We start from the raw sequence: 25,136 nt of genomic DNA, 5'->3' as shown, positions 1-25,136 counted from the left end.
GCGGCGGCGATCAGCGCTTGCCATGCCGTAGGCGGCAAGCTTACCCGGGCGGCTACGCTTGCGATGGCATGCGGCCGCCCTGTGGCTGCGGCCAGCAACAACAGCCGGTGCCATGCAGGCAAGCTGCCAGGTTGCATGCTTAGCGCCGCCGTGTACGCGGCTTCTGCCTCTGCCCAGCGGCCAGCCCGCTCATGGGCCATGCCTTCCAGTGTCAGGCTGCGATAGGTCCCAGCACCAGAGACGGATGTATACCTGCTGGCTGTGGAAGCGGCCGATTTAGCCTGTTTTAACCAGCCCAAGGCCATATCCTCTCTCCCTTGATCCAGTTCAAGTACAGCACCAAGCTCCAACAAATCCGGAAAATCCCCATACACGGGTGCCCAAGCTTCCACCACAGCAAGCGCCCGTTCCGGACTGCCACTCTCTCGCCAGGCGTAAGCCGTTTTCAGCACCAGATCCGAGTGATATCCACAATCCGGCATAAGCTGCGCCAATAATGGCTGTAACAACCGAAGTGCTTCATTATAATTTGCATGCTGAAACCATTCGGCAGCCAGAGCATATAACAGCTCCGGTTGATCACCCTCCTGATTCAACGCGGATCGTATCAGCTGCATGTTCCGTGTACCTTTATTTTTGGCGTTAATCACCTGCTCCAGATATCCATAATGAATGACCTTAAGCCCAGAATGAAGCACACCTTGCGGAGTAATTGCCATGATGGAAGATGCAATCTCTTCATGAATTCTGCCCTGAAAGGCAATTCGGGGATCATTTCGAAACAATCGACATACCGCATCCGTCACACGCTCTTCACCGGACACACCCAGCAGACTTGTGACCTGTATCCAGTACCCCCATACGTCGTCTCTGCTTGCCGCTAACAACTGCACGAGTTCTGCCTTCATCTGCGGGGTCTGTACCCACACTTCATCTGCATCAAGCACCAGAATCCAAGGTTTCGTAGCAGCTGCCAGTGACAGATTACGGGCTTCACTGAAATCTCCGTTCCATTCCGTACGGATTACAACAGCACCATGAAGGCGTGCAATTTCAGTTGTGTTGTCTACCGAGCCTGTGTCCACAACGATGATCTCATCCACAACATCCCTGACTGCATTCAAGCACCGCTGGAGTGACCCGGCTTCATTCTTCACGATCATGCACAAGCTAATCCCCGACTCCACAATCACCACCATCCCTCACTAACGGAGTCCGCCCCCATTCAGAACCCAGCTGTATTTGCTTTAACTCCCTCATCTACGTGGTTCCTCTCAGCTCTCAAACCCGTCAGCTCCCGGCAACTCCAGCCGAATATGCTGAACGACAGGCCAACAACGGTGCCGTTGTCCATCCGTATGCTGAGCAAACACCTCCAGATGATGATCTGCCGCACTAACCAATCCTTTCACCAGCCAGCTGGTTCCCACCGGCGTATCCAAAGATCCAGGGAATGGCCCCATATCTTCTCCTTTTTCCCTATCCATATCCCTCTCGCTTCTCTTCCCTTCCTCTTTCTCCTTCTCTCCTACGCGAGCGCTCTCTTCTGGCGATAACCCTTCTCCGGACAATTGCTGTCGACACAGCTGAATCAGGCTATGCAGCTCTTTCCATCTCCCCGACTGTACACATCCTTCCATCATCAGTCCAAGAGCCTGCCAACCGTCATACTCTGCTCCTGCAACCGTTCCGTCCATGCTGGGGTCCATGACCTTCTTCGTTGTCGCTCTCAGATCCACCATTTGTCCGGTCTGTCCCACAAGCCGCTCATGCGTGACGGCACCAAGCTGTGAACTACGCTTCAACCACAACGTCAGTGGATCATCTCCGTTGACTTCCTTCCCCTCAATCCACTCCAAACGTTCAAGCCATCGGGCAGACAAGATCGCGAGCTTCCCTTTTCTCCGCTGCACAGGTTGCAGTTTCTGACGTGCATTGTTCCATCTCCCTTGCTGAATGTGGAGCATCGCTTCTGCCACGGATAAGCGCTCCCTCATCTCTCCGGTGGGTTGTGAGGAGGATATACCCGGCAACAATTGCAGAGCCGCATCATAACAACGGGATTGCTCCAGAATGCCCAATACTTTATGCGTGGCCTCTTCCGAACTTAGGGCAAAGCGCTCCCTCACAAGCTCCGGAATCTGATGTTCCTGCCCGGAGACTCGCATCATTCGGAATATCCGATAGAGTGGCGGCAGCAGACTGGATTTGGCGCGCACCGCTTCCACGTAAGCATCCACCGCACCCTCCAGATCGGCCCTTCCTTCCAGTAATCGTCCTAACGTATACCACGTCTGATAGGTACCCATGCCTTCCTCCGTATGATAGATGGCCGGAGGCGGTCCCATGCGAACGGCTTCACGGAGCGAATACTCTGCCCGATCTGCATCGCCCAAGGCATCTGCACATACCCCGCGATGGTGCATTAGATCCGTGTACTCTGGAAAGAGTTCAAGCGCAGCATCAATGCGATCCAATGCCTCCTGCCAGCGATTCAGATGCTGAAGACAACGAACTTCATATTTGAACAGCAGATGCGCGTAACTGGTCACCGCAGGATCAATCCCCATCCGAGCCACACCAAACGTCTTCAATGCCCGCTCCGCTTCCCCCACACGCAGATACTCCACACCCAGATTATAGTGATGGAACGGCTGATCCGGTTCTTCCTCCACGGCCTGTTCCAGCAGGCGAACATTTCGGTTCACCTTATCTTTGCGCTCCACAATCGCTGTCTGATACCCATAATGATGGATAACCATGTCCGTCACATGAAAAGCAGCCTCTGGATTCTCACGACAGATCGCCGCCGCAATCTGCTCATGAATCCGACCTTCGAACCGATGACCCGGAGCATTGCGGAAGAGACGTAAAACCGGATTCACGGTAGCCCCCTGCTGACCCGTACCTGTATAGTTATGAATGTTTAAAAACAATCCGTCACATCCGCTGACCGCCGTCCAGCTCCTGATCTGCTCCCGCGCAGCCCTATCAAGCGCCTCGTCCGCATCAAGAAAGAGAATCCAGTCGCCGGAAGCCTGCTCCAGGCCAGCATTCCGTGCTGCGGCAAAGTCATCGCACCACTCAAATGGCACCACCATCGCGCCATACTGCTGTGCAATCTGCGCGCTGAGATCCGACGAGCCGGTGTCCACTACAATTATTTCGTCCACCGCTCCTTGGACACTGGCAAGACAATGAGGCAGCAACTCTTCCTCATCCTTCACGATCATGCATAGGGAAATCCGTTCTGCTCGCAAGCTGATTCCTCCTTTCCTTCGCTTGGAAAAGCGTACGCCACGGGATGCCTTCGGTCGTACGCAGCCTTTGTTCCAGTGCAGTTTGTTGTGCCAGAAGTGACCCTGAAGACGGAGAACGAACCAGTTCCTTCCGTATCGCTTCCATTGCCAACCGCATGTAACATACAGCTGCTCCAGCTCGGGCCTGTCGCATATCAGGCTCTCGCTCCAGAGCTTGCTCAAACAAAGACAGCGCTTGATCATTGTGGCCTTTGGCATATAGCGTTTCACCCAGCCAAAATAGCCCTTCGGCATCCAGTTCGCTCTCGGTCATGCACTGAATCAGGATGTTCGCAGCTACCATGGTATACCCCTGACGATACAGCAACCCTGCAAACTCCCGTCGTAAAGTCACAGCCTTTCCCCAAGGGTCACGCATCATTAGTGCACGCAACTCATGCAGCCGCTCAGCAAGTGTAAGCTGTCCTGTCTTTACGGCTTGCTCCACAACCTTCTCTGCTACCATCTCTGCTTGTGGACCCCATTGCATAAGTTTCTGTTCTAGTGAAGCAGGCTCCATGCTTCGTGGCTCTTTGGTCAACTGATCCAACAGTCGATCCATGACCTTCCATACGTTCTTTTCCTGTGGAAGCGTAGTTGCGAGGAACGCCTCGGATAATCGTAATCCATTGGCCCAACAAGCCAATGCCCAATCCATTCTGTGCTCCACCGGCAGATTGACTTCGTGCACATCACCAACGCCCCAGTGTTCTTCTGCCAATTGAAGTGCTTCAGGTACCTTATTCGCACACAACATCCAATGGATCTGATCCGCTACATGGATACGAGCAGCCCGCGCATCTGTATCCAGCATTTTCAATGCCTGCTCATATGCTCCGCAGCCTGCCAGAACATAAACCACTTGCACCAGATGATCCTCATTCTTCACCGCATATGAATGGGGCATTTCACCACGAATCGAATCACCGTGACCCGACTTCTCGTTTCTTCTGCATCTGGCAAGCAATGTTTCTGCTATGTTCTCATCGGTTTCACCGGATTGTTGCAGCACATCTGCCAACCCTGCCCATGCCGGAATATATGTGAACATGCTGTCCAGAGCCAGCCCATACAGATGTGCAGACTCATGAAGGAATCCCCGTTTCTGTGCAAGTCTGGCCATCGCGATATAAGCTCTGTAACTATCAGAACCTGCTTCCATTACATATGACGTGTCTACCGAGCTACCGCCATCACTCTGTCCAACACAATCCGTTCCCTTCCGGCAGTCCGTTGCTCGGGCATAGGATTGATATGCACGCTCCTCTAAACCTTGCTGCTCCAACGTCTCCCCATACAACAGGTGCAGATCGGCATAGGCTGGATAACGTTGTCTTTCCATGGACAAAATTGCATGTGCCTCGTCATAACGTTCCGTTCCTACAAGGGTCTTAGCATAATCTCTAACCAGTGTAGGACGATATGGCGCGAGCAGCTCTGTCCGATGTAATGATTCACGGAACGCATCAATTGCCTGTTCAATCTGACCAAGCTGGCAGTACGTCACTCCCAGATTGTACAGGTGAAAAGGCTGTGCAGGCTCATCTGCAAGTTCCCGCTCGATTAGTCTTAAGTTTCGTCTTGGTTTATGTCCCTTCGCAATCCAGGAAGCCAGATATCCATCATGAATGAGACCTAGCGGGGCAAGCGGTTCAGTCTCGATCAATTGGCTTTGTTCATCTGTATTACTCTCGCTCTTATTCATATCAGCAGCCTCATCTTGGGCAAACCTACATGGGATATTACGAACCAACTGCTCATGGACGCGTCCCGTATATCGATATCCCTGATGAGCACGGAATAGTCTCACTGGCTGGGAGATTACCCTTTCTTCCACCCCTTCACCGTATCGATTCTCTATGGTAATCCGTAATCTTGAGATGCTTTTATGGACTTTAGACAAATAATTCAGCAGATCTTCCAATCCATGCGTAACGTACTCATCGGCATCCAAACACAGGATCCATTCCGTACTCGCCAGAGGCAGACTGATATTTCGTGCATAAGCAAAGTCATCTTGCCAGCAGGCGTGCAAGACCGTTGCTCCGTACGTTTTGGCGATCTCGGGTGTGCGGTCAGTTGATCCCGTGTCGGTAATAAAACATTCAACGCCATCATGCTTCAAGCTGTTGAGACAGCGGGGCAGGTGATGTTCTTCATTTTGCACAATCATATGGATTCCAAGTAAACGGTTCTTCAAAGGCAACCACCTCCAATGCAAAAAGGTACATGAAGTCCACCAAAGGAACTCCATGTACCTATATGACAAATAAATGGGTTATGTGCCTTGTCCATTGAAGAACACATCAATCGTACTTGGTGCACCAACTAGGCTGGAGCGGTAGGATAGACGTGTATATTTGAGGAAACGCTGTGGTACAAGTACATCCACTGATCCGGACAAAATGCCAGTTACCGTCGTTACATCCGTGTACCAGTTCGAACCGTTTGCGCTGATCTCAACGCGAGCATCTACCCGATTTACACCAGGTCCCCTGTTGTATACAAAGAAAGAATACGTACCAAATACACTGGTTGTCACCGCAGGGAGCGCCGTGAAGGTGTTTGCGGTAGGGGTACTTATGAGTTGGGACTCCTGAAAACTCTTCTGTGAAATGGACGTCACACTGCTGAGCGTCCCTGCGGTAATCGTAGCACCAAGCACGCTGGTGATGGTTCCGTTTAATAAGTTAGTTAGTGTTCCTGCGGTGATCGTTGCCCCAAGCACACTCGTAATCGTACCATTCAGCAAGTTCGTCAACGTACCTGCAGTTACGGTTGCACCAAGCACGCTGGTAATCGTTCCGTTCAACAAGTTGGTCAGCGTGCCTGCGGTGATCGTTGCTCCCAGCACACTTGTAATTGTACCATTCAGCAAGTTCGTTAATGTTCCTGCTGTTACCGTGGCTCCGAGCACACTCGTGATCGTTCCGGCTGTAATCGTCGCCCCAAGTACGCTGGTAATCGTTCCGGCCGTGATTGTTGCTCCCAATACACTTGTAATCGTACCATTTAGCAAGTTTGTCAGTGTTCCCGCTGTCACCGTGGCTCCGAGCACACTGGTAATGGTTCCGGCTGTGATCGTCGCCCCGAGTACACTTGTGATCGTACCATTCAACAAGTTCGTCAGTGTCCCTGCGGTCACCGTAGCTCCAAGCACACTGGTAATGGTTCCGGCTGTGATCGTCGCCCCAAGTACGCTTGTGATCGTACCATTCAACAGGTTCGTCAGTGTCCCTGCGGTCACTGTGGCTCCGAGCACACTGGTGATCGTTCCGGCTGTGATCGTCGCCCCAAGTACGCTAGTGATCGTACCATTCAACAGGTTCGTCAGTGTCCCTGCTGTCACCGTGGCTCCGAGCACACTGGTAATGGTTCCGGCTGTGATCGTCGCCCCGAGTACACTTGTAATCGTACCATTTAGCAGGTTTGTCAGTGTCCCTGCTGTCACCGTAGCTCCAAGCACACTCGTGATCGTACCATTCAGCAAGTTCGTGAGTGTTCCCGCTGTCACCGTAGCTCCGAGCACACTGGTGATGGTTCCCGCCGTGATGGTCGCTCCCAATACACTTGTGATGGTACCGTTCAGTAAGTTCGTTAAGGTACCCGCAGTAACTGTAGCTCCGAGCACACTGTTAATTGTACCTGCTGTGATTGTCGCTCCAAGTACACTCGAGATGGTTCCGTTCAGAATGTTGGTAATGGTTCCGGCGTTAATGGTAACGGTAGTCAAACCTGAGATGTTACTGATGGTTCCGTCCAAAATAATGCCAACCACATTCCCGCTCGGATCGGTTCTGACGGGCTGAGCTGTGCCTGTACTATCTTGACCGAAAATCAACGTTCTCAGATTATCCGGATTCGTATTAAACGTCGTAAAGTTAGGCATATGCCTCGTCCTCCTCCCTGGTCAAATCTTCGTGATCATACTCCCTTACGGCATACGCTGCGCCTGAAAGTAAACATCGAGCCGGGTCGGTTGATCCGGTTCGACGGACTGAATTGCAAGCCGGGTATAATGCAAAAATCGCAATGGTACCAGTGCTTTGGTCTGTCCTCCCGCGATCACCTCCTGGCTATCCACAGCATAGTCCGAGGCATTGGGGCTGATCTGGATCTGTACAAGAGCCGGATGTTTCCCCCGATTCACTACGCCATAGGTGTACATGCTGAGTGATGAGGTGTCTTGTGCAGGGAGTGAATTCATGCTGCTACTGGTTTCCGCCCCGACATACGTATGCTCTGTAAAACAATGAATAGCACCAGGGAGTTTCGTACGTGAGGAAGCACCCTGCTTGAACCGGGGACGAGTAATCCGGGAACAAGGGGGTTTCAGCAATTTAGCGCGGCAGGAATGACGGGAGCGGCGGCGACTGACATATTTAGTTGGTTGCTTCGATCTCTTCTTGCTTCGCTTCGCTGTTCGACTCATCTCGATTTCCCCTTAAAAAATGTGCTTACGCATCGTATGCCCGGATAGGAAATACGGGCACGGCAACCGCCTTTATTTCCAGATATGCGGCTCAGTCCCCAATCCATATTTCTTCTTTTGACATACACTGCAAGTACAATGAAATGCGATTCAACCGGATTATTTCTCAAAATGAACTGGTCTATGGGAGGTGGATGAGATAACCAACTATAATGTATTCAACCAATCCAATGGTCCCCTGTTTACTCAATTAACCAACACCTTCTCGGCACCTGGAATTGAAGCTTCTCCAGACAGCGGTGCTGCTGCTGCTGGAAGTTTCTTTGCCCTAACGACCAACAATTCCTCGATTCCTTCCAACCAGAACCTTCTACTACAAGTCGTGAATGCAGTAGGCAGTGGAAGAACCCTACGGATCTCCAGCCTCACTGGAGGCACAACAGCCGCGGCCACCCTTGTTATCTATTCAGGAGGAACGGTAACTGCGGGGAGCACACCTGTGCCCGTCAACACGCTACTTGGAAACACGAACACCAGTGTAGTTACCACAAGGCAGAATACAGGTACTCTGGGAGGGACTTTCACGAGCATCGCAAGTATTCCGCTCACCGCAGGGATGTATTCATTAGATCTGAACGGTTCGATAATTGTCCCACCAGGACAAACATTCTCCATTAGCGTAGGAACGGGGAATCAGACAGCAGCCATTAATCTGTTCTGGTGGGAGTTCTGAGTTTGATCATAGTAAAAGGTGGTGTATACAGTGCCAAACAATAATGTATTCAACCCGTTAAGCCAGCCCGTCTACACGTCGAATACAAATACCTATACCTCTCCTGGCATTGTTGCCCCACCGGAGAACGATGCCGGAAACACGGGCAACCTGTACAATGCAGGTTCCACCAACTCCACAACACTGGGGTTGCTGGGAGGAACGGTAATCGCCACCGTACAATTGGCCAATCCGGCAGGGAGTGGGAAAACCCTGTACGTATCACGGCTCTCCGGTGGAATCACAGTTGCACTGAATCTGTTGTCATCCTTCAGCGGTTCCATGAGTCTGACCGCAAATGGAACACTAAGCTCTCCCAGTACACTCACATCAGTCAACAGTAATCTTTCCAGCAGCAATACCAGCGTAGCCACGGTACGATTCTCTGCTGCTGCACCTTCAGGAGCGACCCCATTGATGGCTATGCCCCTTCAAGCAGGGCCGTTTCTATCCAATGAATTTGGCCGTTACGTGGTTCCTCCGGGTCAAGCCATTAATCTCTCTGTCAGCGGATCACTTTCGGTTGGTGGGCTGATGGCCTCCACTGCTTATTTTGCTTGGTGGGAAGTATGATTCGTTCATCGATGCATAACATATACAACGTGCAAACAACCGCCTTCGGATGAATACGGAAGCGGCTGTTCATTTTTATTCCAGATGCATTGAAGTTAACAAACGTTAACCGGACGAGACTGTCAGACCGTTTCCTGCGGAACGGTCTCTTTTGCTTCCGATAGGAGAGGCTGTTTCCCCTCCCATAAGATGCGCTGTAGCAGTATGCCAGCAAGACCAATCACCAGCGTAGCAAGACCAATATATTGAAAAGTGGGGCTCGGCCCTGCAACTCGAATGAGGGCTCCACCTGCAAGTGGAGCTATGACAAGTACAACGCTGGATAGTGAATTTTGAATGCCGAATACGCGTCCCACATAGGCAGCAGGGGTCTCCTTTTGCAACAAATAATTCAGTGTTACCATGAAGAGCCCATTGCCTACCCCAATGCATAACCCCCACATTAAGACCCAAATTTCAGGTGTTTGCGGGCCAATCCACCCTAATGCAGCAATTCCAGCCCCGATGAACAGATATCCTCCACCGAGTCCCCACCCATACCCGATTCTCGGCAAGCGATTTAACAGCAAAATGATGACTATGGCTCCGGCACCTCCCGATGAACCCAACCAACCTAACAGCGATTCATTCCCCGGCTTGATTTCCCGAAACAGAGTCGTAAATTGATAATCGATCATCAGGATAGCCATGAGTCCAAAACAGCCGAACCAAATCGTACTCAGTACGGTGCGACTGCTCCGTATAAAACGCCAACCCTGCTTCCACTGGGAGAACAAGGATTCCGATTCATCTTTTTCACCAACAGCATTTCCGTCTGATACAACGGACTCCAACTTCTCCCCCAAATGACGCAAGGGCCATAATACCACACCAGACAACAGGCGGGTACAGGCATTAATGACAATACAGATCTGTGGTGAAAAGAAGGTCAAAATGACTGCACCCAGCAGTGGTCCCGCCACTTTCGAACACTGGTTCACAAAACCATTTAGGGACGATGCCTGAAATAGATGCTCCTCTGCCACCACCTGGCGGGTTAACGCCTGCTGGGCGGGAACATGGAACACTCCCATCATGGCTCGCAGGGCAAGAATTGGCAGCAGCCATATCGGGCTTGGTGCAAATAAAATTGCAATGGTTAATCCCACCGTGATTACATCACACAGGAGCATGATTTTCACTTTGTGCAGTCGATCTGCCAGTGCACCAGCAACGGAGCCCAGCAGTATGCCCGGTACGGCCATACATACAGGAATAAGGGCAATAATCAGCGGATCGGCGCCCCATCGGTAGGCCACCATCACCTGGATGGCGAGTGCATCAAACCAGTCTCCAAACGTAGCCAGCGAATATGCGATAAACATGCGGACAAACCGGAGATTGGTCCATAAACTTCTGGAGGATTCCGCAGATGAAGCGGAGGGTTCTGTGGATTCATTGGATGTGGGTTCATTTGAAATGACGGTCATACGTGTACTTCCTCCCTTGATTACAGCCGTGTGTGGTCTGTGTGTTCCTTGACTGTAATCATAAGAGAGTTATATCAGAGGAAGATCAGAGGATGGGGAGATAGGGGATAAAAATTTACGTATATCATCTACAATTCGTTGTTTATAGGTGGGAACACCATAATTTTTACCGATCTCTGTATACACTTGACGATATTTACTGCGCAGTCTGCCTTCAATTCGATGTTGATCCATGAACAGGAGAATCTGATATGCAGCATTCAGATATAGCGGCACATTCAGCGACATTTTCAACACGTCCAGTCCGTCATCCATCCTAAGTTCCGCTTCACGCACTCGCCCTTGCCGAAGCAACCATAAACCTTCCATCACCTGAAAACGTCCGATCTCCCGCAAATAGGGGGCATCCTTCAACCCTGCTCGCAGCACTGCCATTTGAGCCTCAACAGCTTCACCGCTACCACCCCACAGTTCCACGTATAACGCTGCAAGGGCTACCGGCAGTCTGAAATTCTTGAGCTCGTCTGTCTCTATCAGACGATACGTCTCCTCCAGTTGCATCCGGGCACGCTCGTATTGACCTACCTCTGCATAGAGTTCAATTATGTTCAATATGCGGAGTTCTCGAAGCAATTCCGCAGATAATGCCGATGAATTCAATGCTTGCTCATATAAGGGTAAGCTTTCTGATGGTTCTATTAGCGAATGAACAAAAATTAATAACCAGTATAAGCGTTCTTCAAAAGCAATTTCGTTGGTTGTACTCAGCCACTCCAGATCTCCCTGTATAAAATGAATATATAACTGATAATACGGGACAATCTGAATGCCTAGCGCTTCCTGCTGTTGGACAAGGGTCTGTATGGCATTTCCCTGTCCAAACAAGTGATATTTACGAAGTAATCCGTTGATAACTTCCTGCATTTCCGGGTCCTGAGCAGAGGGGCTGGCGGGTAGAGCGGACTTGTTCTCATGCACAGCAAGCCGATATCCGTAGCCCCGTACCGTATCCAGACTGATCTCATTCCAGCGTTTCAGCTTCTTGCGCAGACGATAGATATGATCATCCACGGTGCGTTCAACTGGATATTCCAAGGGCCATACTCGATCCAGCAGTTGGCTACGAGTGAAGGCTTTTTCCTTGTTTTCATATAGAAAATGCAGCAGTGCGAATTCCTTGGCGAGCAGGCGAATGGACTCCGTTCGCCGCGTGACCGTATATGTCCCTTCATCCAATTGTAAAGACATCCTAGGTTCCTCCTGCTATGTTAATTTGCTAATTCACAGTGAAATAGATTGTTCATCGTGTTCAACATACCACAAAAACCCTTTGCGAGAACGCAAAAGGTCTTTATGGTGTATCTGTTCTTCGAGCAAAGGGTTGATGTCAGTTCCTGGCCTTAACCGAGTACGACTCGGTCATCCGCTATTTTTTTGCCGCTAATCCGTTCGAATTCACCAAGCAACTCAGGTACAGTCAACGTACGTTTACGCTCTTCGCTGACATCCAGAATAATTCGGCCTTTGTCCATCATAATTAGACGGTTTCCCAAACGAATGGCCTGCTCCATATTGTGCGTCACCATCAGGGTCGTAAGTCTCATCTCACGCACAAGGGTTTCCGTCAGTTCCGTAATCAGTTCGGCACGTGAAGGGTCAAGGGCTGCCGTATGCTCATCCAATAGCAAAATCTGCGGCTGGGTAAAGGTAGCCATCAACAGGCTGAGTGCCTGCCGCTCTCCGCCAGACAAGAGACCCACTTTGGCATTGGGACGCTTCTCCAGTCCGATTCCCAGCTTCTCCAGTTGCGTGTTGAAAATCTCGCGTCTGGCACGGGTAACGCCGAAGCCCAGTCCGCGTCCTTTGCCACGTTTGTACGCCATAGCCATATTTTCTTCAATGGACATATGTGGTGCTGTTCCTGCCATCGGGTCCTGAAACACCCGGCCAATCCAGCTGCTACGCTTATGCTCCGGCAGGTTTTTAATGGAGCGGTCATTGATCAGCACATCACCCATATCCGGCTTCATCACACCCGAAATGATGTTCATCAGCGTGGATTTACCCGCTCCGTTACTGCCAATCACCGTCACAAAATCTCCCGGATTCATCGTCAGATTCACACCAACCAGCGCGGTCTTCTCGTCCGTTGTGCCTGGGTTGAACAGCTTGGTTACTTGCGTAATCTCCAGCATGCTCACATACCTCCCTTCGCCTGTTGACCCCCGGATCGCATCAACTCTTCTGTTCGTTTGCGAGCCAGACTTCGCTGCTTCATGGAGCGCTGCATCGTTGGGAATACAAGGGCGATAATGACGATCACCGCGGTGATCAACTTCAGATCAGATGTATCAAACCATTCGACCTGTAGGGCAAGTGCAACCACAATCCGGTAAATAATTGAACCAACGACTGCTGCAAGTGTGGCCCAGAATACCGTTCTTGCACCAAGAATGGCTTCACCGATAATCACCGAAGCCAGTCCGATGACGATCATCCCAATGCCCATCGTGATGTCCGCAAAACCGGATTGCTGGGCAATGAATGCACCAGACAGTGCAACCAGCCCATTGGATAAGCTGACACCTACAATCGTAGTCACATCCGTATTCGCACCAAAACTGCGAATCATGCGTTTGTTATCCCCTGTGGCGCGAAGCGCGAGTCCAACATCTGTTTTCATGAACAGATCCAGCATGATTTTGAACACAAGTACCACGATAATAATCAGTACCAGGACATGCTCACCTGAGAATGGATTATCCATACCCATAATGGATTTATTCGGTGCGCCAAGAATACGCATATTAATGGAGTAGAGCGCGATCATCATCAAAATCCCGGATAACAATCCATTTATCTTGCCTTTGGTATGAAGCAGGCCCGTACAAGCCCCGGCTACCATACCGCCAGCCATTGCCGCCAGACAGGCGAGCCAAGGAGAGAAGTCATTGGAGATCATCACCGCCGCGATTGCGCCCCCTGTTGTAAAACTTCCGTCTACGGTAAGGTCAGGAAAATCGAGTATGCGAAACGTAATGTATACACCAAGTGCCATCAGTGCATATAAAAGCCCCAGTTCGATTGCTCCTTCAATTGAATTCCAGCTTATACTCACGCTACTTCCTCCCTGTCTATCGAAAAGAATGAGGCGAACCCGTTGCACGTTCGCCTCGCATCCATACTACCGGATGATGATCCGATCAGATTATAGAATCAATCTCATAACTTATGAATTGATTCTATTGAATAATGTTGTTCTCCTGGTCTTTTACTTCCGCTTTCATCTCATCTGTAACCGTGATGCCTTGTGCCTCAGCTGCTTTCAGGTTCAAGATCAGATCCAGTTTGTCTGGAACGGTGACTTTCATATCACCCGGTTTTGTACCATTTTTCAGAATGTCCGCAGCCATCTCACCCACCTGATATCCATGGTCATAATATTTGAAGCCAACGGTTGCGAAAGCTCCTTTTTCAACGGTATCCCGATCACTGGAGAAGAACGGAATTTTATTGCTGTTCGCCGTTTGGATAATCGTATCAACCGCACTTACGACAGAGTTATCAAGCGTAATGTAGAAGGCATCTACTTTGCCAACCAGAGAGTCCGTTGCCTGTTTTACTTCAGAAGTATTCGTTACTGGTGCTTTCACCAGCTTGATATTATGTGTTGCGAGCGCTTTTTCTGCGTTATCTGCCATCACCACCGCATTCGGTTCACCTTCGTTAATGACCAAGCCTACCGTTTTTACATCCGGCAGATTTTTGGCGATAAAGTCAGCCAATTGTACGATGGCCTCCGGGTTCGTGTCGGATGCACCTGTAACATTGCCGCCCGGCTTGTCCATATCGGTTACCAGTTTGGCACCCAGCGGATCTGTTACTGCTGCGAACAACAATGGTTTGTCCTTCACTTGCTGAGCCAGAGCCAGCGCAGATGGTGTTGCGATTCCGAGTACGAGATCATTTTTGGAGTCACCCGAGATTTTCTGTGCAATGGACAGGTTGTTCGTCGAATCTCCTTGCGCGTTATTGTAATCGATTTTGAGGTTCTTGTTCTCTTCGATGCCCGCATCCTTCAGGGCTGCAATGAATCCTTCACGTGTAGCGTCCAGGGATGGATGTTCAACAATCTGGGAGATGGCAATCTGGTATGATTTTTCCTCGCTGTCTCCACCTGTTGTAGTCCCTGATCCTTCGGATTCCGAGCCTGTACCGCTGTTATTTCCGCAACCTGCTGCAACGATCATTGAAGCAACCATCATCAGTGACATCCAAAATTTCTTTTTCATGTGTGAGAACCCCTCTCCATCTTATAAAATGTGGTAGTTAATCTTACCTTCTCGCTATTCCATTGACACGATAGGACGGGACAAAACGAACGCTTCAACGCATTGTTGCTTTGATCGACAAAAGCAGACAAATATAGACTTTTCTCATGCGACTGAAGTCCATGACCCGTGTTGTGTTTTTGTGTTTCCCTAATATTAAGGTGCGACCTGATATCCGTCAATGGTTGAACCGCTTCCAATTTACTTTCATCAGCTGATTGTGATAGAAAACATTACATAACAGCAAAAAAGCAACCCGCAAGTGATGCGAGTTGCCTAGTATATATAGCTTATTTTTCTTGCTGGATTGCTTTCACTTCAGCAGAGGTTAGTCCCGTCGCTTTGACAATGGTCTCTTGATCAAGACCCAAGGTGAGCATATTCAATGCAATTTTCCGCTTGCTCTCAGCTTCACCTTCTTTAATTCCCTCTTTAATTCCTTCTTCGATTCCTTTTTGTATTCCTTCCTCCATGCCTTTCTTGAGACCCTCTTCTCGTGCGCCCTCAATCATGGAAGCTTCGTCCCATAGAAATTTTTGTCGGTCGATATATCGTTGACGTGCTTGCTCATCCTGGCTCAGAAGCTCTAATACACTCATGGCTTTTTTCAAAGCCGGTTCCGGTTCGTGCATCATTAACGCCTCCCAGCTTGATTTAGTCATTCCTTTCACTCCTACGCGCCAATTGAACAGGATATATCTGCTGAAATATCAGCACATATAAAGGATGCGAACATGCACTAGATGTTAGCTCTATTATAACGCGCATCCCTATACCACAATAGCGTATATACGTAATTAATTATCAAAAAAAGAGACCATCTCGACGAATCGTCGAAACAATCTCTCTTGTTTTTATACTAAGTTCCCCGATGCTTCGCGAATCTCGTACTTGCACCTTTTGCCGCCATCGGCGTAACATTCGGTCCGCTCCACATCGGCTTGAAGCAACGAGCGAAACAGTTCCAGTTCACAGCGGCAAGCCTGCTTGTATACACTCGCAACTTGCACAATCGGGCAGTTCATTTCCGTAATGACGTAAGTTCCATCTTCTTCTCTGGACGCATCCGCCATATATCCATTGGCATTCTGGATTCGCGCGAGTTCCTCCACCCGTCCGGCCAGATCCTGGCCCTCCATCTGTGGTAATCCGCTGCGAAGCAGCTTGTCCCGGCGACTCTCGAACAACGCATCTACCACACCACTCCCGGCTGTGTCAGACAATTCTTCAAGCAGTTCCAGTGTAAGGGACGAATAGGATTTTGGGAAAAAGCTGTCCCCGCGTACCGTCAATTGGTACACCGAGGATGGACGTCCGGCCGTAGCCCGGGCCTCCCGAACCTCGATCCATCCGTCCTGCTCCAGTGCCGTCAGATGACGGCGAATGGCCATGCCGGTCAGACCCAGATCAGCTGTCATTTCCCTCGCGGTTAATGTACCTTGCTGCTTCAGCATGAACAAAATCCGTTCACGCGTCGTTCGTTCCTCTTCGCGCTTCACGATCAGCACCTGCTCTCCTGCTTATGCGTGTACCGGTGCTGCCTCCCGGCAGGCATCCGAACAAAAGCGGTTATGCGTCTCTTCACAATCCTCACAGCTTACGTGCTGCAGGTTGCAGGTTGGACAATTAATATATCGGTCATGTGTCGTTCCACAGTGATAACAGCTGGCAATGACAATATCCTCTTCTGTTCGGTTAATCGGTACAGAGATTCGCTCGTCAAACACGTAACATTTACCATCAAACAGATGGCCTTGAACTTCCGGATCTTTACCATACGTGACAATACCGCCGTCCAATTGAGCCACGTCCTGGAATCCTTCATTAATCATGAAGCCAGTCAGCTTCTCGCAGCGAATGCCGCCAGTGCAGTAAGTAATAATCGTTTTGTCTTTCATGTCACCCAGGTTCTCTCGAATCCACTCCGGAAACTCACGGAACGACTCTACATCTGGACGAATGGCCCCGCGGAAATGACCAATTTCGTATTCGTAGTCATTGCGGCCATCGATAACGATGACGTCATCACGTTGCAGATGCTCATGGAACTCTTTCGGTGAAAGGCGTTTGCCGCTAATCACATTTGGATCCAGATCTTCATCTACACGGAACGTAACCAGCTCTGCTTTGTGACGAACAAAGATTTTTTTGAACGCATGCTCTTCCACATCATCAATCTTGAACACCATATCACTGAAGAGCGGATTAGCCAGCATATCTTTCATGTACTGTTCCGTCTGTTCAGGCGTTCCGGATACCGTACCGTTAATGCCTTCGGATGCGATCAGGATACGTCCTTTCACACCGAGGTCCTTGCAGTATTGCAAATGCTCTTGTGTAAACGTCTCGGGGTCTTCAATCTTCACGAACTTATAATATAAAAGCACGCGATACGCGCTGTTACACATGTATATCACCTGTTCCTATTCCATGTTGTTATGAGCCGGATCATCCGGCAAGACGACTACGTTGCACCCTTACTGTTAAAAAGAAAATAAACAGCCGCCCGAAACATCGTCTCGAACTGCTGCCTGACATTCGACTTTTATTCCTGCATTCTAGTTTATCGGAAGCGGAATAGCTTAGTCAATATAAATGTATAGAAAGGGATGAAAGATATGGAACATATCTGTCCACAACAATCATCCTATTCCGAGATCGTAATGACTGAGGTTACAAAGTGATACGATTCGTTCTCCAATACCGCCTGCGATAACAGGATCTTGTTGCCTTCCGGGCTCCAGGCGAGTGGATCAGAGGCGTTGTCCATATCCGCCGAGATCTGGAACTGCTCAGCCGACTCCGTGTTAGAGACGAACAGCCCTTTCTCATTGTCATTCTCGGAATTGATCGTATATGCAATCTTGGAATCATCACCCGACCAGCTGGTGCCGAAGATCTGCGTGCCTCTGGCGAGTGTGGCCTTCTCATTACCTTCCAGATCGGTAAGCACCAGCGCCCGTTTGGTATCCGCCGTTCTTTTCACAATCGCAAGCCTTGCTCCGTCATTAGAAGGGATGACCCATTCCACACTTTTCAGCACCTGTTTCACATCACCCGTCTTCACGTCGTATGCATTCAACTGGCCGTCTTCGCCCGTAATATAATAGATGGTGCCATTCGAAACCTTGATGCTTCGAACATTGAAATTGCCTGTCTCCACCAGCACCTTCGTTGTACCATCCACACTTGCCGAGATGAGATCACCCTTCATATTGGGAAAAACAACATGGTCATTATCCAGCCACGCGCCCTCTTGAATGAAGCCATCCTCCTTACCTGCGGGGGTTGTCTCCCCATTATGCAGGTTCAGAATGTAACCTTTACCCGTACTTTCCTCCGGCTCCCGATAGAATAGGTACTGACCATCCGGTGAAACCAGCGGTGCACCAAGATTGGCTTCACTTTCCTTGAGCGGCGTTTCTGTGCCTTTGGTCAGATCATACATATACAAGTTATGCGGATATCTTTCCTGGCCTTCAACGGTGACGGGTTTCAAGGACTTGTTCTCCTTGTCGGATACAATCCAGTCGTCACTTAGCCATGCAATTCCGCGCATACTCGGCAATTTATCGATTTTCTCCAGCTTAAAGCTCTGGTAGACGGATGTGTTGGTATTATCTTTCACCGTAATATCGGTGCCTGTTTTACCGCCTTGTGTATTGCCCCCCGGCTCCGTTGTTCCCCCGCATGCCGCTGTCGTTAACAGGGCAATAGCTCCGAACGTGCCCAATGCTGCTTGTTTCCAATTCATGATGGTCCCCCCTGGTTTCTCTTGCTATAAGACCAAGCATACACACGGCATACTTCCAAAGTTATTCAGACTTGTTTCGAACTTGTAAACTTGCATCAGCCAAAGGGAAAATGAGTTGGAACGTCACGCCTTCCCCATTCTGCGAATCGCCCGTACTGCTTGGAAGTAAGGTGATTGTACCGCCCTGTTTTTCAACAAACTGCTTCACGAGAGATAGCCCGAGCCCGGTTCCGCCGGTTTTTCTGGCTCTGTCTTTGTTCACGGTGTAAAAGGGTTCAAAAATCTTCTCCCGCGCCTCTGCCGGAATCGACGTACCCGAGTTATAAATGCGAATGACCGCTTCACGCTCCTGCATTCGTAGTTCGCTATTCACCCGGATTACACCATCCGGAACGTTATATTTGATGGCATTATCCAGCATGTTGATGAAAATATGCATAAGACTCTCCCGATCACTGCGGATCACCGCCGGTTCAAGTTCCAGTTCCATGTTCAGCGCGAACTTCTCCACTTTCCCACGCATCCGGCCACAGGCATCCTCCAGCAGAGCACTGACCTCTACATCTTCGGCCTGATTCTCGAAGTCGTACTTTTCCAGGGCAGATAAATGCAGTACTTTCTCCACCATCTCATACAGCCGCTCCGTTTCTTTGCCAATGTTACTCGTCGCATCATCAAGCAGTTGCGGATCATCCTTATACATGTCGAGCAGCTCCACATAAGCTTTGATCGATGTCAGCGGTGTCTTGAACTCATGGCTGATGTTACCGATATATTGTTTCTGCTGCTGTTCCAGCGCCTGAAGCTTCTCTATCGCCAGTTGCAGCTTCTGCTGCTCCGCATGCATGGCTGTGATATTTTGCTGAATGGATGTACTCATATAATAAATGCCCTGCCCCAACTCTCCCAATTCATCCTTGCGCCTTACAGGAGACTCCGTAATGTAGTTCCCTTCCCGAATGGAATCTGCGGACCTCTTCAGCCGGGTAATCGCAACGGCAAACCGATTGTAGAACAGATAACCTAATATGAAGCTCAGCGCAACCACGGTGATTCCTGCCCATATGAACAATTGAAGGATGCGAGTATAGAACTCATGGTAGCTCTGGACAGGATATTGTATCCATACGGCGCCCATCTGTCCATCCGGACCATCCAGCGGTGCGGCATAGAGCAGCGTCTCGCCCTGCTCATGATAAGCTATTTTATTTTGCAGCGCATAGTCCAGCGTTTCCTGTACGAGTTCACTCTCGCCGGAGGCGAAGGATGCTCCCACCTGCTGGCCTGTCATGTCATAGAGTGCTATTGGCAATCCGGTAGAGTTGGCCAGTTCCTGTGCCAGCCTGCGGCCATTTCGCTGTAAAAAAACGTCCTGATCCAGATGAACCGACTCGGTGTAGTAGGACTGTCGTACATTCAGGTTCACCAGCCGTGTCTGCTGTGATAGAATACCTTCAATCTGTGACTGCTGATTGCGTTCAATACCGCGCAGGACCAGTGAACTAAGCACCACCACGGTCAGGATAAGCAAGGCTGCCAGAAAAACACTGAACTTCAGCTTGATGCTGACTCTCATATGGCCCCGCCTGGTTCAGGCGCAGATGCTTTATAGCCAATCCCATATACGGTCTGCAATTTTTGCTGATCCGTATCCCCGATTTTTTTACGCAAACGCTGGATATGAATATCCACGGTACGTGTCCCACCCGCATATTCCATGCCCCATACACGATCCAGCAGATCGTCTCGTGTGTACACCCGCTCAGGATTAGACATGAGAATGGTCAGCAGGTCGAACTCTTTCGGTGTCAGATCCAGCTTCTCCTCATTCACGGTCACCGTGCGGTGAGCAACATGAATACGCAGGGTTCCATTCACGATGGCCTGATTCTTTGAATCATCCGGTGGTGGACTGCTTTTCTCGACACGGCGCATGAGCGCTTTCACCCTTGCCAGCAATTCTCGAATCTCGAATGGTTTGGTCATGTAATCATCCGCGCCCATTTCCAGGCCAACGATTTTGTCCACGATATCATTTTTGACGGTCAGCAAAATAATGCCGATATCCTCCCGGTCCTCCAGTCTACGGCATACGCCATATCCATCGAGCCTGGGCATCATCACGTCCAGAATCATGACCTGTGGGTGAAACGATGCGACCTTCACCAAGGCCTCTTCGCCGTCACTCGCAGTATCTACTTCATATCCTTCGCGCCGCAGCGCGTAAGCAATGGCACTGACGATACTTGATTCGTCATCTACCACGAGCACTTTTTTATTCATGGGATTCATCCTCTTTATCTATGTCATGGGTTAGTTTATGGGTCTATGTTAGCAAGGTCTATGTTAATTGGCTATGGATGAATTGCAATTTGTATGAGAAGCTTGCATCCTCTCAGCTTAGTCTTGGCTTTACTTTCTTTATACCCCAAAGGCAACAAAAAGAGCCAACCCGCGATTGGATCAGCCCTTGGTCTATAGATTTATTGAATTTGAAATAACAATATACACTTCTGCTTACGCGATGTAAAAAAGGTTAAATCATTCACTATTATTCTTGGACGAATGCAGGTAGTTCAATATAAGAACCCATAAAATACAGCCAAGTAAAATATAAATACCACTTTCACTTATATCCACTCCACCTCCACTTAATAAAACACCAGTAAAAAAGCCCAAAACGACAGCAAGTAATATCTCTAACAGTTTTGTTTTCATAGATTGCATCTCCCCTCAATGGCGGAACGACTACAACAGCTAGTACAGAACCAGTAAGGTTACATTCTACCAAGAAACTAGGAGTCCTTTTATAAACTTGTTTATCTTCATAAAAAAGCATTTACAACTTTACTCCTCAAATGACAGATTCAGCGGCTCGTCCGACATCTCATACTCTGTCTCCATATGTGTCAGCGGCGTGTTCAGATCAACCTCTTCGAAGCGGAAACTGTCGACCCACACTTTTCCTTTACCGTTCAAAATCACTCCGAACGAAATGACCGCGCTGCCCTCCGGCACATCAAGCACAATACTGTACTGGTTCCATGGCTGTGTACCTGTAATTGGCCGATCATGCATGTTATCAAATTGAAGTACATCATGGACATTATTATCCACACGCATCCATAATCCGCAGAATGCCTCCACACGCTCGGTCTTCACGAATCCCGATAACTTCATTCGCTTACCCACATACTTGTCCGCTCTGAACTGCTGCATCATCGTTGCGAACTCATTAGGCTCCATTGGTGTAACTGCCTTCAAATAGCCTGAAGCTTTCCCCTGATGCACTTCGGCAGGGTCAATGCCCATCTCATAATTTTGCGGATGACTTCCGGTTAACATCCAGCCTGTAATCGTTGACGTCTGATTCATCTGTACTTCTCCTCCTCTGGTTCTTCCTTCGAATAATTTCAGATCGAACAATTTGCGAAAACGTCCTGGTGGCATGCCATAACATTTGCGGAATGCACGGGTGAAAGCTTCTTGACTCTCAAAGCCACATGCCAGCGCGATGTCCAAAATGCCCGCATCCGTCGATCGGAGGCTCGTTGACGCCAGACTCATCCGGCGGTTTCGGATATAATCCACCACGGTCATACCCACCTCATTGCGGAAAACCCGATGATAATGATAGGGTGACAACAACGCCTCGGATGCCACTTCTTCCAGCCCGATCTCTTCATGCAAATGGGTTTCAATGTAGAACAAACTTTGCTGAATCATTTCACGGTAACGGCTCAACTGAGGTAAATCCCCCTTCCATATCCTTACTATACGTGCTTCAGCATAAGGCGTTTTGATCATTTCTGCTACATATCGGGATAACCTTAATCGGAGCCTCTTCTGTCATCGGAGTTGGTGTAACTAAACGTTGGTTACAAGGTTATATACACCTCACCAAAACAAAAAAAGAGCCGATCCAGGACAACATTGCCCTTGACCGACTCTATACGAAAACTCCACAATCAGACAGCCGGTACCGGCTGTGCACCAACCTCTTCGTCATCATGCTCCACCAGTTCATGTTTCTCCCAAGCTCTGCTCTTCCAGCGGAAGTACATAATGACCGCACGGGTCCACTCATCCGCCGCAATGGCAAGCCATACCCCCGCAAGCCCCAGATGAAGCTTGAATATGAGCAAATATCCGAGTGGCAGACTCATGCAGACCATGGAGATCAGACCCATGTATACCGGGAATTTTGCATCCCCTGCCGCACGCAGGGAACCAATGATAACAATGTTGCAGGTACGCCCGGTTTCGAGCAACAGACTGAGCAGGATCACTTGAGCCCCCAGCTTGATAATTTCTGGATTATCCGTAAATATGCTCATCAGCGGCACACGGAAAAAAATGATGATTACATCAATGATAACCGTAGCCAGAAGGGCCCATTTTACACTGTCAAAAACACGTTTGTACGCATCGTCTTTGCGCCGCGCACCCACAAGCCGGCCTACAATGATCGATGTCCCCATACCAATCGCCATGCTGAACAAGTAGATATAGCTGGAGATATTGCCCGCATACTGCTTGGTTGCCATGGCTTCTGCGCCCAGATAGGTCACATACAGCGTGAACACGAGCTGGCAGGAATGATATACCATCGATTCCATCGCAGACGGAATGCCAATCCGCAGAATTTTGCCAATGAATTTCTTGGACAACTTAATGTAGTATTCGAAATCCACCCGTACCTCGCTCACACGATACAACAACCAGAAGAAGATCAGCAGACAGATAAAACGGCTTCCCACCGTAGAGATGGCTGCCCCTTCCACGCCAAGCTTCGGCAGGCCGAAGTGACCGAAGATCAATGCATAGTTACCAACAACGTGAATCACATTCATGAACACAGCAACATACATCGTTTCTTTGGTGTAACCATGTGTACGGATCGTCGCAGCCAGCGCATTAATGAGTGCCTGGAGGAAGATTCCGCCACCGACGATATTTATATACGAACGGGCAAAATCATAAATTTCGCCTTGAATATTCAGAAGTGTTAGCAATTGTCCTCCGAACAGAAGGAAGATTCCGCTCAGGACCAGACCTACAATAAGATTCAGTGTGATCGCATTACCCGTAACCTGTGCTGCTTCACTTAACTTTTTCGATCCAAGATATTGTGCAACTACAATCGCGGCACCATGTCCAATGACTTCCAGTACAAGGATAGCGATAGAAATAATCTGATTGGCTGCTCCAACGCCGGAGACCGCATTATCGGACACCGAGCTGAGCATGAGCGTATCCACGCTCCCCATCAACATAAATAAGAAGAGTTCCAGGAAAATAGGCCATGTTAGTCGAATCAGATTCAGATCCTTGGCATCAGAACGAAGGGACTCTTTGGTTGAGGATATTGCTGTCATTTTCTCACCTTTCCCATGTGGGCTTTAATTCTTAGGGTATGTTAGCACAGGTAGTTTGAAAATGCAGTAGTTTTGCGAAAATAGTTGAAAGTTTTTTGTAATTCCATAAATAGGTATTTTCAGCGTTTTCATCTAGTCCTTTTTCCGTACGACTATCCAAGGTTCTAGAAAACAAAAAAGGCCCCTCCCCACTCGCTTTTAAGCAAGTGATGAAAGGACCTTCGACATTCTACCTTTTAACCTTTAACTGAACCCGCAGCAATTCCCTCTACAATTCGATTACTCAGGATGAGAAAAGCAATCAGGATCGGCATAATGCTAATCATCAGCGTGGCACCAATGGCTCCCCAATCCGTTGTATATTGACCGATAAAGTTCTGTACCCCCACAGTCAGGGTCTTGTACGAATCGCTACTGATGAATGTATTCACAAAGATGAACTCATTCCAGTTATAGATCATGTTGATGATTGCCGTTGTGGAGATAACCGAAGCTGTCATCGGCAAGATAATCCGAAAGAAAATCCGATGCACGGAACAGCCATCCATCACGGCCGCTTCTTCCACTTCCCGAGGAAGCGCGTAGTAGAATCCGAGTAGAATCATAATGGTGATTGGCATATTAAAGGCAATGTAAGACAGGATGACTGACAAAGGATGATCGGTTAGATGAAGCTTCAGGAACAAGCTGAACAGCGGGATCAACGTGGAGTGCACAGGGATCATTAGCCCCACCATGAATAGCCCCAATACGAGCGAACGACCCTTCCAGCGCATACGTGTAATGGCAAACGTCACCAGACTGGCAAACAGCACGGTGAACACAACCGAGACCACCGTAATCCACACACTATTGAAGAAGTATAAGCTGATGTTGCCCTCTGTCCATACCTTGACATAGTTTTCCCAACGCGGAGTAGCAGGAAGGGAAAAAGGCGCCATGTCGAATACTTCCTGATTATTTTTAAGCGAGAATAACAGCAGCCATACCAAGGGCAAAATTTGCAGTAAAGCGACCAGGGACAAGAGGAAATACAGCAGAACATATCCGAATCTCTTTAACCAGGCTGAGCCTCGGCCTGTCCCCGGGTAAGTAGGCAATCTAACGGCGGTATCCGTCTTCACCGGG

At 49.2% G+C, this 25,136-nt stretch carries 22 protein-coding genes; 2 read left to right on the top strand and 20 right to left on the bottom strand.

Annotated elements, in window-relative coordinates:
* The 5 genes from MHH93_RS25835 to MHH93_RS25815 form a co-directional block, all read right to left on the bottom strand.
* Positions 1-1,193, bottom strand: a 1,193-nt coding sequence (locus tag MHH93_RS25835; RefSeq protein WP_500056367.1) for a tetratricopeptide repeat-containing glycosyltransferase family 2 protein, incomplete at its 3' end; no start/stop codon positions are given.
* 81 nt (positions 1,194-1,274) lie between these two features.
* On the bottom strand, positions 1,275-3,260 hold the full coding sequence (locus MHH93_RS25830) for a glycosyltransferase (RefSeq protein ID WP_500056366.1): 1,986 nt from the start codon (positions 3,258-3,260) through the stop codon (positions 1,275-1,277).
* On the bottom strand, positions 3,217-5,499 hold the full coding sequence (locus MHH93_RS25825; protein ID WP_500056365.1) for a glycosyltransferase: 2,283 nt from the start codon (positions 5,497-5,499) through the stop codon (positions 3,217-3,219). Before MHH93_RS25825 ends, MHH93_RS25830 begins: the two co-directional genes overlap by 44 nt.
* A gap of 78 nt (positions 5,500-5,577) precedes the next feature.
* The gene (locus tag MHH93_RS25820; protein WP_500056364.1) at positions 5,578-7,188 is read right to left on the bottom strand and encodes a DUF6385 domain-containing protein; all 1,611 of its coding nucleotides are present in this window, start codon (positions 7,186-7,188) and stop codon (positions 5,578-5,580) included.
* A 45-nt stretch (positions 7,189-7,233) separates the two neighbouring features.
* Positions 7,234-7,731 carry a DUF6385 domain-containing protein gene (locus MHH93_RS25815; RefSeq protein WP_500056363.1) on the bottom strand — a complete coding sequence of 166 codons (498 nt, stop codon included), beginning with the start codon at positions 7,729-7,731 and terminating at the stop codon, positions 7,234-7,236.
* Positions 7,732-7,921: 190 nt separating this feature from the next.
* On the opposite strand from MHH93_RS25815, the gene MHH93_RS25810 reads away from it, so the two are divergent.
* Positions 7,922-8,464 (top strand): hypothetical protein, encoded by a 543-nt coding sequence (locus tag MHH93_RS25810; protein ID WP_500056362.1) that lies wholly within the window; start codon positions 7,922-7,924, stop codon positions 8,462-8,464.
* Positions 8,465-8,494: 30 nt separating this feature from the next.
* Entirely contained in the window at positions 8,495-9,076 is a 582-nt protein-coding gene (locus MHH93_RS25805; protein ID WP_500056361.1) for a hypothetical protein, read from the top strand.
* A 122-nt stretch (positions 9,077-9,198) separates the two neighbouring features.
* Here MHH93_RS25805 and MHH93_RS25800 read toward each other — a convergent pair whose 3' ends face one another.
* The 15 genes from MHH93_RS25800 to MHH93_RS25730 form a co-directional block, all read right to left on the bottom strand.
* Entirely contained in the window at positions 9,199-10,545 is a 1,347-nt protein-coding gene (locus tag MHH93_RS25800) for an MFS transporter (RefSeq protein ID WP_500056360.1), read from the bottom strand.
* A 69-nt stretch (positions 10,546-10,614) separates the two neighbouring features.
* On the bottom strand, positions 10,615-11,793 hold the full coding sequence (locus MHH93_RS25795) for a winged helix-turn-helix domain-containing protein (protein ID WP_500056358.1): 1,179 nt from the start codon (positions 11,791-11,793) through the stop codon (positions 10,615-10,617).
* Positions 11,794-11,945: 152 nt separating this feature from the next.
* Complete coding sequence (locus MHH93_RS25790) at positions 11,946-12,740, bottom strand: ABC transporter ATP-binding protein (protein ID WP_500056356.1); 795 nt, start codon at positions 12,738-12,740, stop codon at positions 11,946-11,948.
* A 2-nt stretch (positions 12,741-12,742) separates the two neighbouring features.
* On the bottom strand, positions 12,743-13,603 hold the full coding sequence (locus MHH93_RS25785; RefSeq protein ID WP_500056371.1) for an ABC transporter permease: 861 nt from the start codon (positions 13,601-13,603) through the stop codon (positions 12,743-12,745).
* 184 nt (positions 13,604-13,787) lie between these two features.
* Positions 13,788-14,837, bottom strand: coding sequence for an ABC transporter substrate-binding protein (locus tag MHH93_RS25780; RefSeq protein ID WP_500056355.1), 1,050 nt, complete (start codon positions 14,835-14,837; stop codon positions 13,788-13,790).
* 329 nt (positions 14,838-15,166) lie between these two features.
* Positions 15,167-15,538, bottom strand: coding sequence for an Rpn/YhgA-type helix-turn-helix domain-containing protein (locus MHH93_RS25775; protein ID WP_500056354.1), 372 nt, complete (start codon positions 15,536-15,538; stop codon positions 15,167-15,169).
* 192 nt (positions 15,539-15,730) lie between these two features.
* A complete protein-coding gene (locus MHH93_RS25770; RefSeq protein ID WP_500056352.1) occupies positions 15,731-16,375 on the bottom strand; it encodes a helix-turn-helix transcriptional regulator in 645 nt (214 codons plus the stop codon).
* A gap of 21 nt (positions 16,376-16,396) precedes the next feature.
* Entirely contained in the window at positions 16,397-17,284 is an 888-nt protein-coding gene (trhO, locus tag MHH93_RS25765) for an oxygen-dependent tRNA uridine(34) hydroxylase TrhO (protein ID WP_105600318.1), read from the bottom strand.
* A gap of 239 nt (positions 17,285-17,523) precedes the next feature.
* On the bottom strand, positions 17,524-18,630 hold the full coding sequence (locus MHH93_RS25760; protein WP_500056351.1) for a hypothetical protein: 1,107 nt from the start codon (positions 18,628-18,630) through the stop codon (positions 17,524-17,526).
* 61 nt (positions 18,631-18,691) lie between these two features.
* The gene (locus tag MHH93_RS25755; protein ID WP_500056349.1) at positions 18,692-20,206 is read right to left on the bottom strand and encodes a sensor histidine kinase; all 1,515 of its coding nucleotides are present in this window, start codon (positions 20,204-20,206) and stop codon (positions 18,692-18,694) included.
* Entirely contained in the window at positions 20,203-20,913 is a 711-nt protein-coding gene (locus tag MHH93_RS25750; protein WP_076216802.1) for a response regulator transcription factor, read from the bottom strand. Before MHH93_RS25750 ends, MHH93_RS25755 begins: the two co-directional genes overlap by 4 nt.
* Before the next feature lie 258 nt (positions 20,914-21,171).
* Positions 21,172-21,348 (bottom strand): hypothetical protein, encoded by a 177-nt coding sequence (locus tag MHH93_RS25745; protein WP_500056348.1) that lies wholly within the window; start codon positions 21,346-21,348, stop codon positions 21,172-21,174.
* Positions 21,349-21,477: 129 nt separating this feature from the next.
* Positions 21,478-22,374 carry a helix-turn-helix transcriptional regulator gene (locus MHH93_RS25740; protein WP_500056347.1) on the bottom strand — a complete coding sequence of 299 codons (897 nt, stop codon included), beginning with the start codon at positions 22,372-22,374 and terminating at the stop codon, positions 21,478-21,480.
* Between the two features lie 224 nt (positions 22,375-22,598).
* Positions 22,599-24,008: an MATE family efflux transporter gene (locus tag MHH93_RS25735; protein ID WP_500056346.1), complete on the bottom strand. Its 1,410-nt coding sequence runs from the start codon at positions 24,006-24,008 to the stop codon at positions 22,599-22,601.
* A gap of 236 nt (positions 24,009-24,244) precedes the next feature.
* Positions 24,245-25,108: a carbohydrate ABC transporter permease gene (locus MHH93_RS25730; RefSeq protein WP_500056370.1), complete on the bottom strand. Its 864-nt coding sequence runs from the start codon at positions 25,106-25,108 to the stop codon at positions 24,245-24,247.
* Positions 25,109-25,136 lie beyond the last annotated feature (28 nt).

Source organism: Priestia sp. FSL H7-0729 (assembly GCF_038005685.1).
GTDB lineage: Bacteria > Bacillota > Bacilli > Paenibacillales > Paenibacillaceae > Paenibacillus.
The sequence above is the reverse complement of the archived record's forward strand: the minus strand, read 5'-3'. Positions and strand labels throughout refer to the sequence as shown.

Coding starts and splice junctions, on each gene's coding strand:
- MHH93_RS25800 (WP_500056360.1), bottom strand. CDS start 10,545: ATGACCGTCATTTCAAATGAACCCACATCCAATGAATCCACAGAACCC.
- MHH93_RS25735 (WP_500056346.1), bottom strand. CDS start 24,008: ATGACAGCAATATCCTCAACCAAAGAGTCCCTTCGTTCTGATGCCAAG.
- MHH93_RS25750 (WP_076216802.1), bottom strand. CDS start 20,913: ATGAATAAAAAAGTGCTCGTGGTAGATGACGAATCAAGTATCGTCAGT.
- MHH93_RS25745 (WP_500056348.1), bottom strand. CDS start 21,348: ATGAAAACAAAACTGTTAGAGATATTACTTGCTGTCGTTTTGGGCTTT.
- trhO (WP_105600318.1), bottom strand. CDS start 17,284: ATGTGTAACAGCGCGTATCGCGTGCTTTTATATTATAAGTTCGTGAAG.
- MHH93_RS25785 (WP_500056371.1), bottom strand. CDS start 13,603: ATGGCACTTGGTGTATACATTACGTTTCGCATACTCGATTTTCCTGAC.
- MHH93_RS25790 (WP_500056356.1), bottom strand. CDS start 12,740: ATGCTGGAGATTACGCAAGTAACCAAGCTGTTCAACCCAGGCACAACG.
- MHH93_RS25760 (WP_500056351.1), bottom strand. CDS start 18,630: ATGAATTGGAAACAAGCAGCATTGGGCACGTTCGGAGCTATTGCCCTG.
- MHH93_RS25755 (WP_500056349.1), bottom strand. CDS start 20,206: ATGAGAGTCAGCATCAAGCTGAAGTTCAGTGTTTTTCTGGCAGCCTTG.
- MHH93_RS25795 (WP_500056358.1), bottom strand. CDS start 11,793: ATGTCTTTACAATTGGATGAAGGGACATATACGGTCACGCGGCGAACG.
- MHH93_RS25780 (WP_500056355.1), bottom strand. CDS start 14,837: ATGAAAAAGAAATTTTGGATGTCACTGATGATGGTTGCTTCAATGATC.
- MHH93_RS25775 (WP_500056354.1), bottom strand. CDS start 15,538: ATGACTAAATCAAGCTGGGAGGCGTTAATGATGCACGAACCGGAACCG.
- MHH93_RS25820 (WP_500056364.1), bottom strand. CDS start 7,188: ATGCCTAACTTTACGACGTTTAATACGAATCCGGATAATCTGAGAACG.
- MHH93_RS25815 (WP_500056363.1), bottom strand. CDS start 7,731: ATGAGTCGAACAGCGAAGCGAAGCAAGAAGAGATCGAAGCAACCAACT.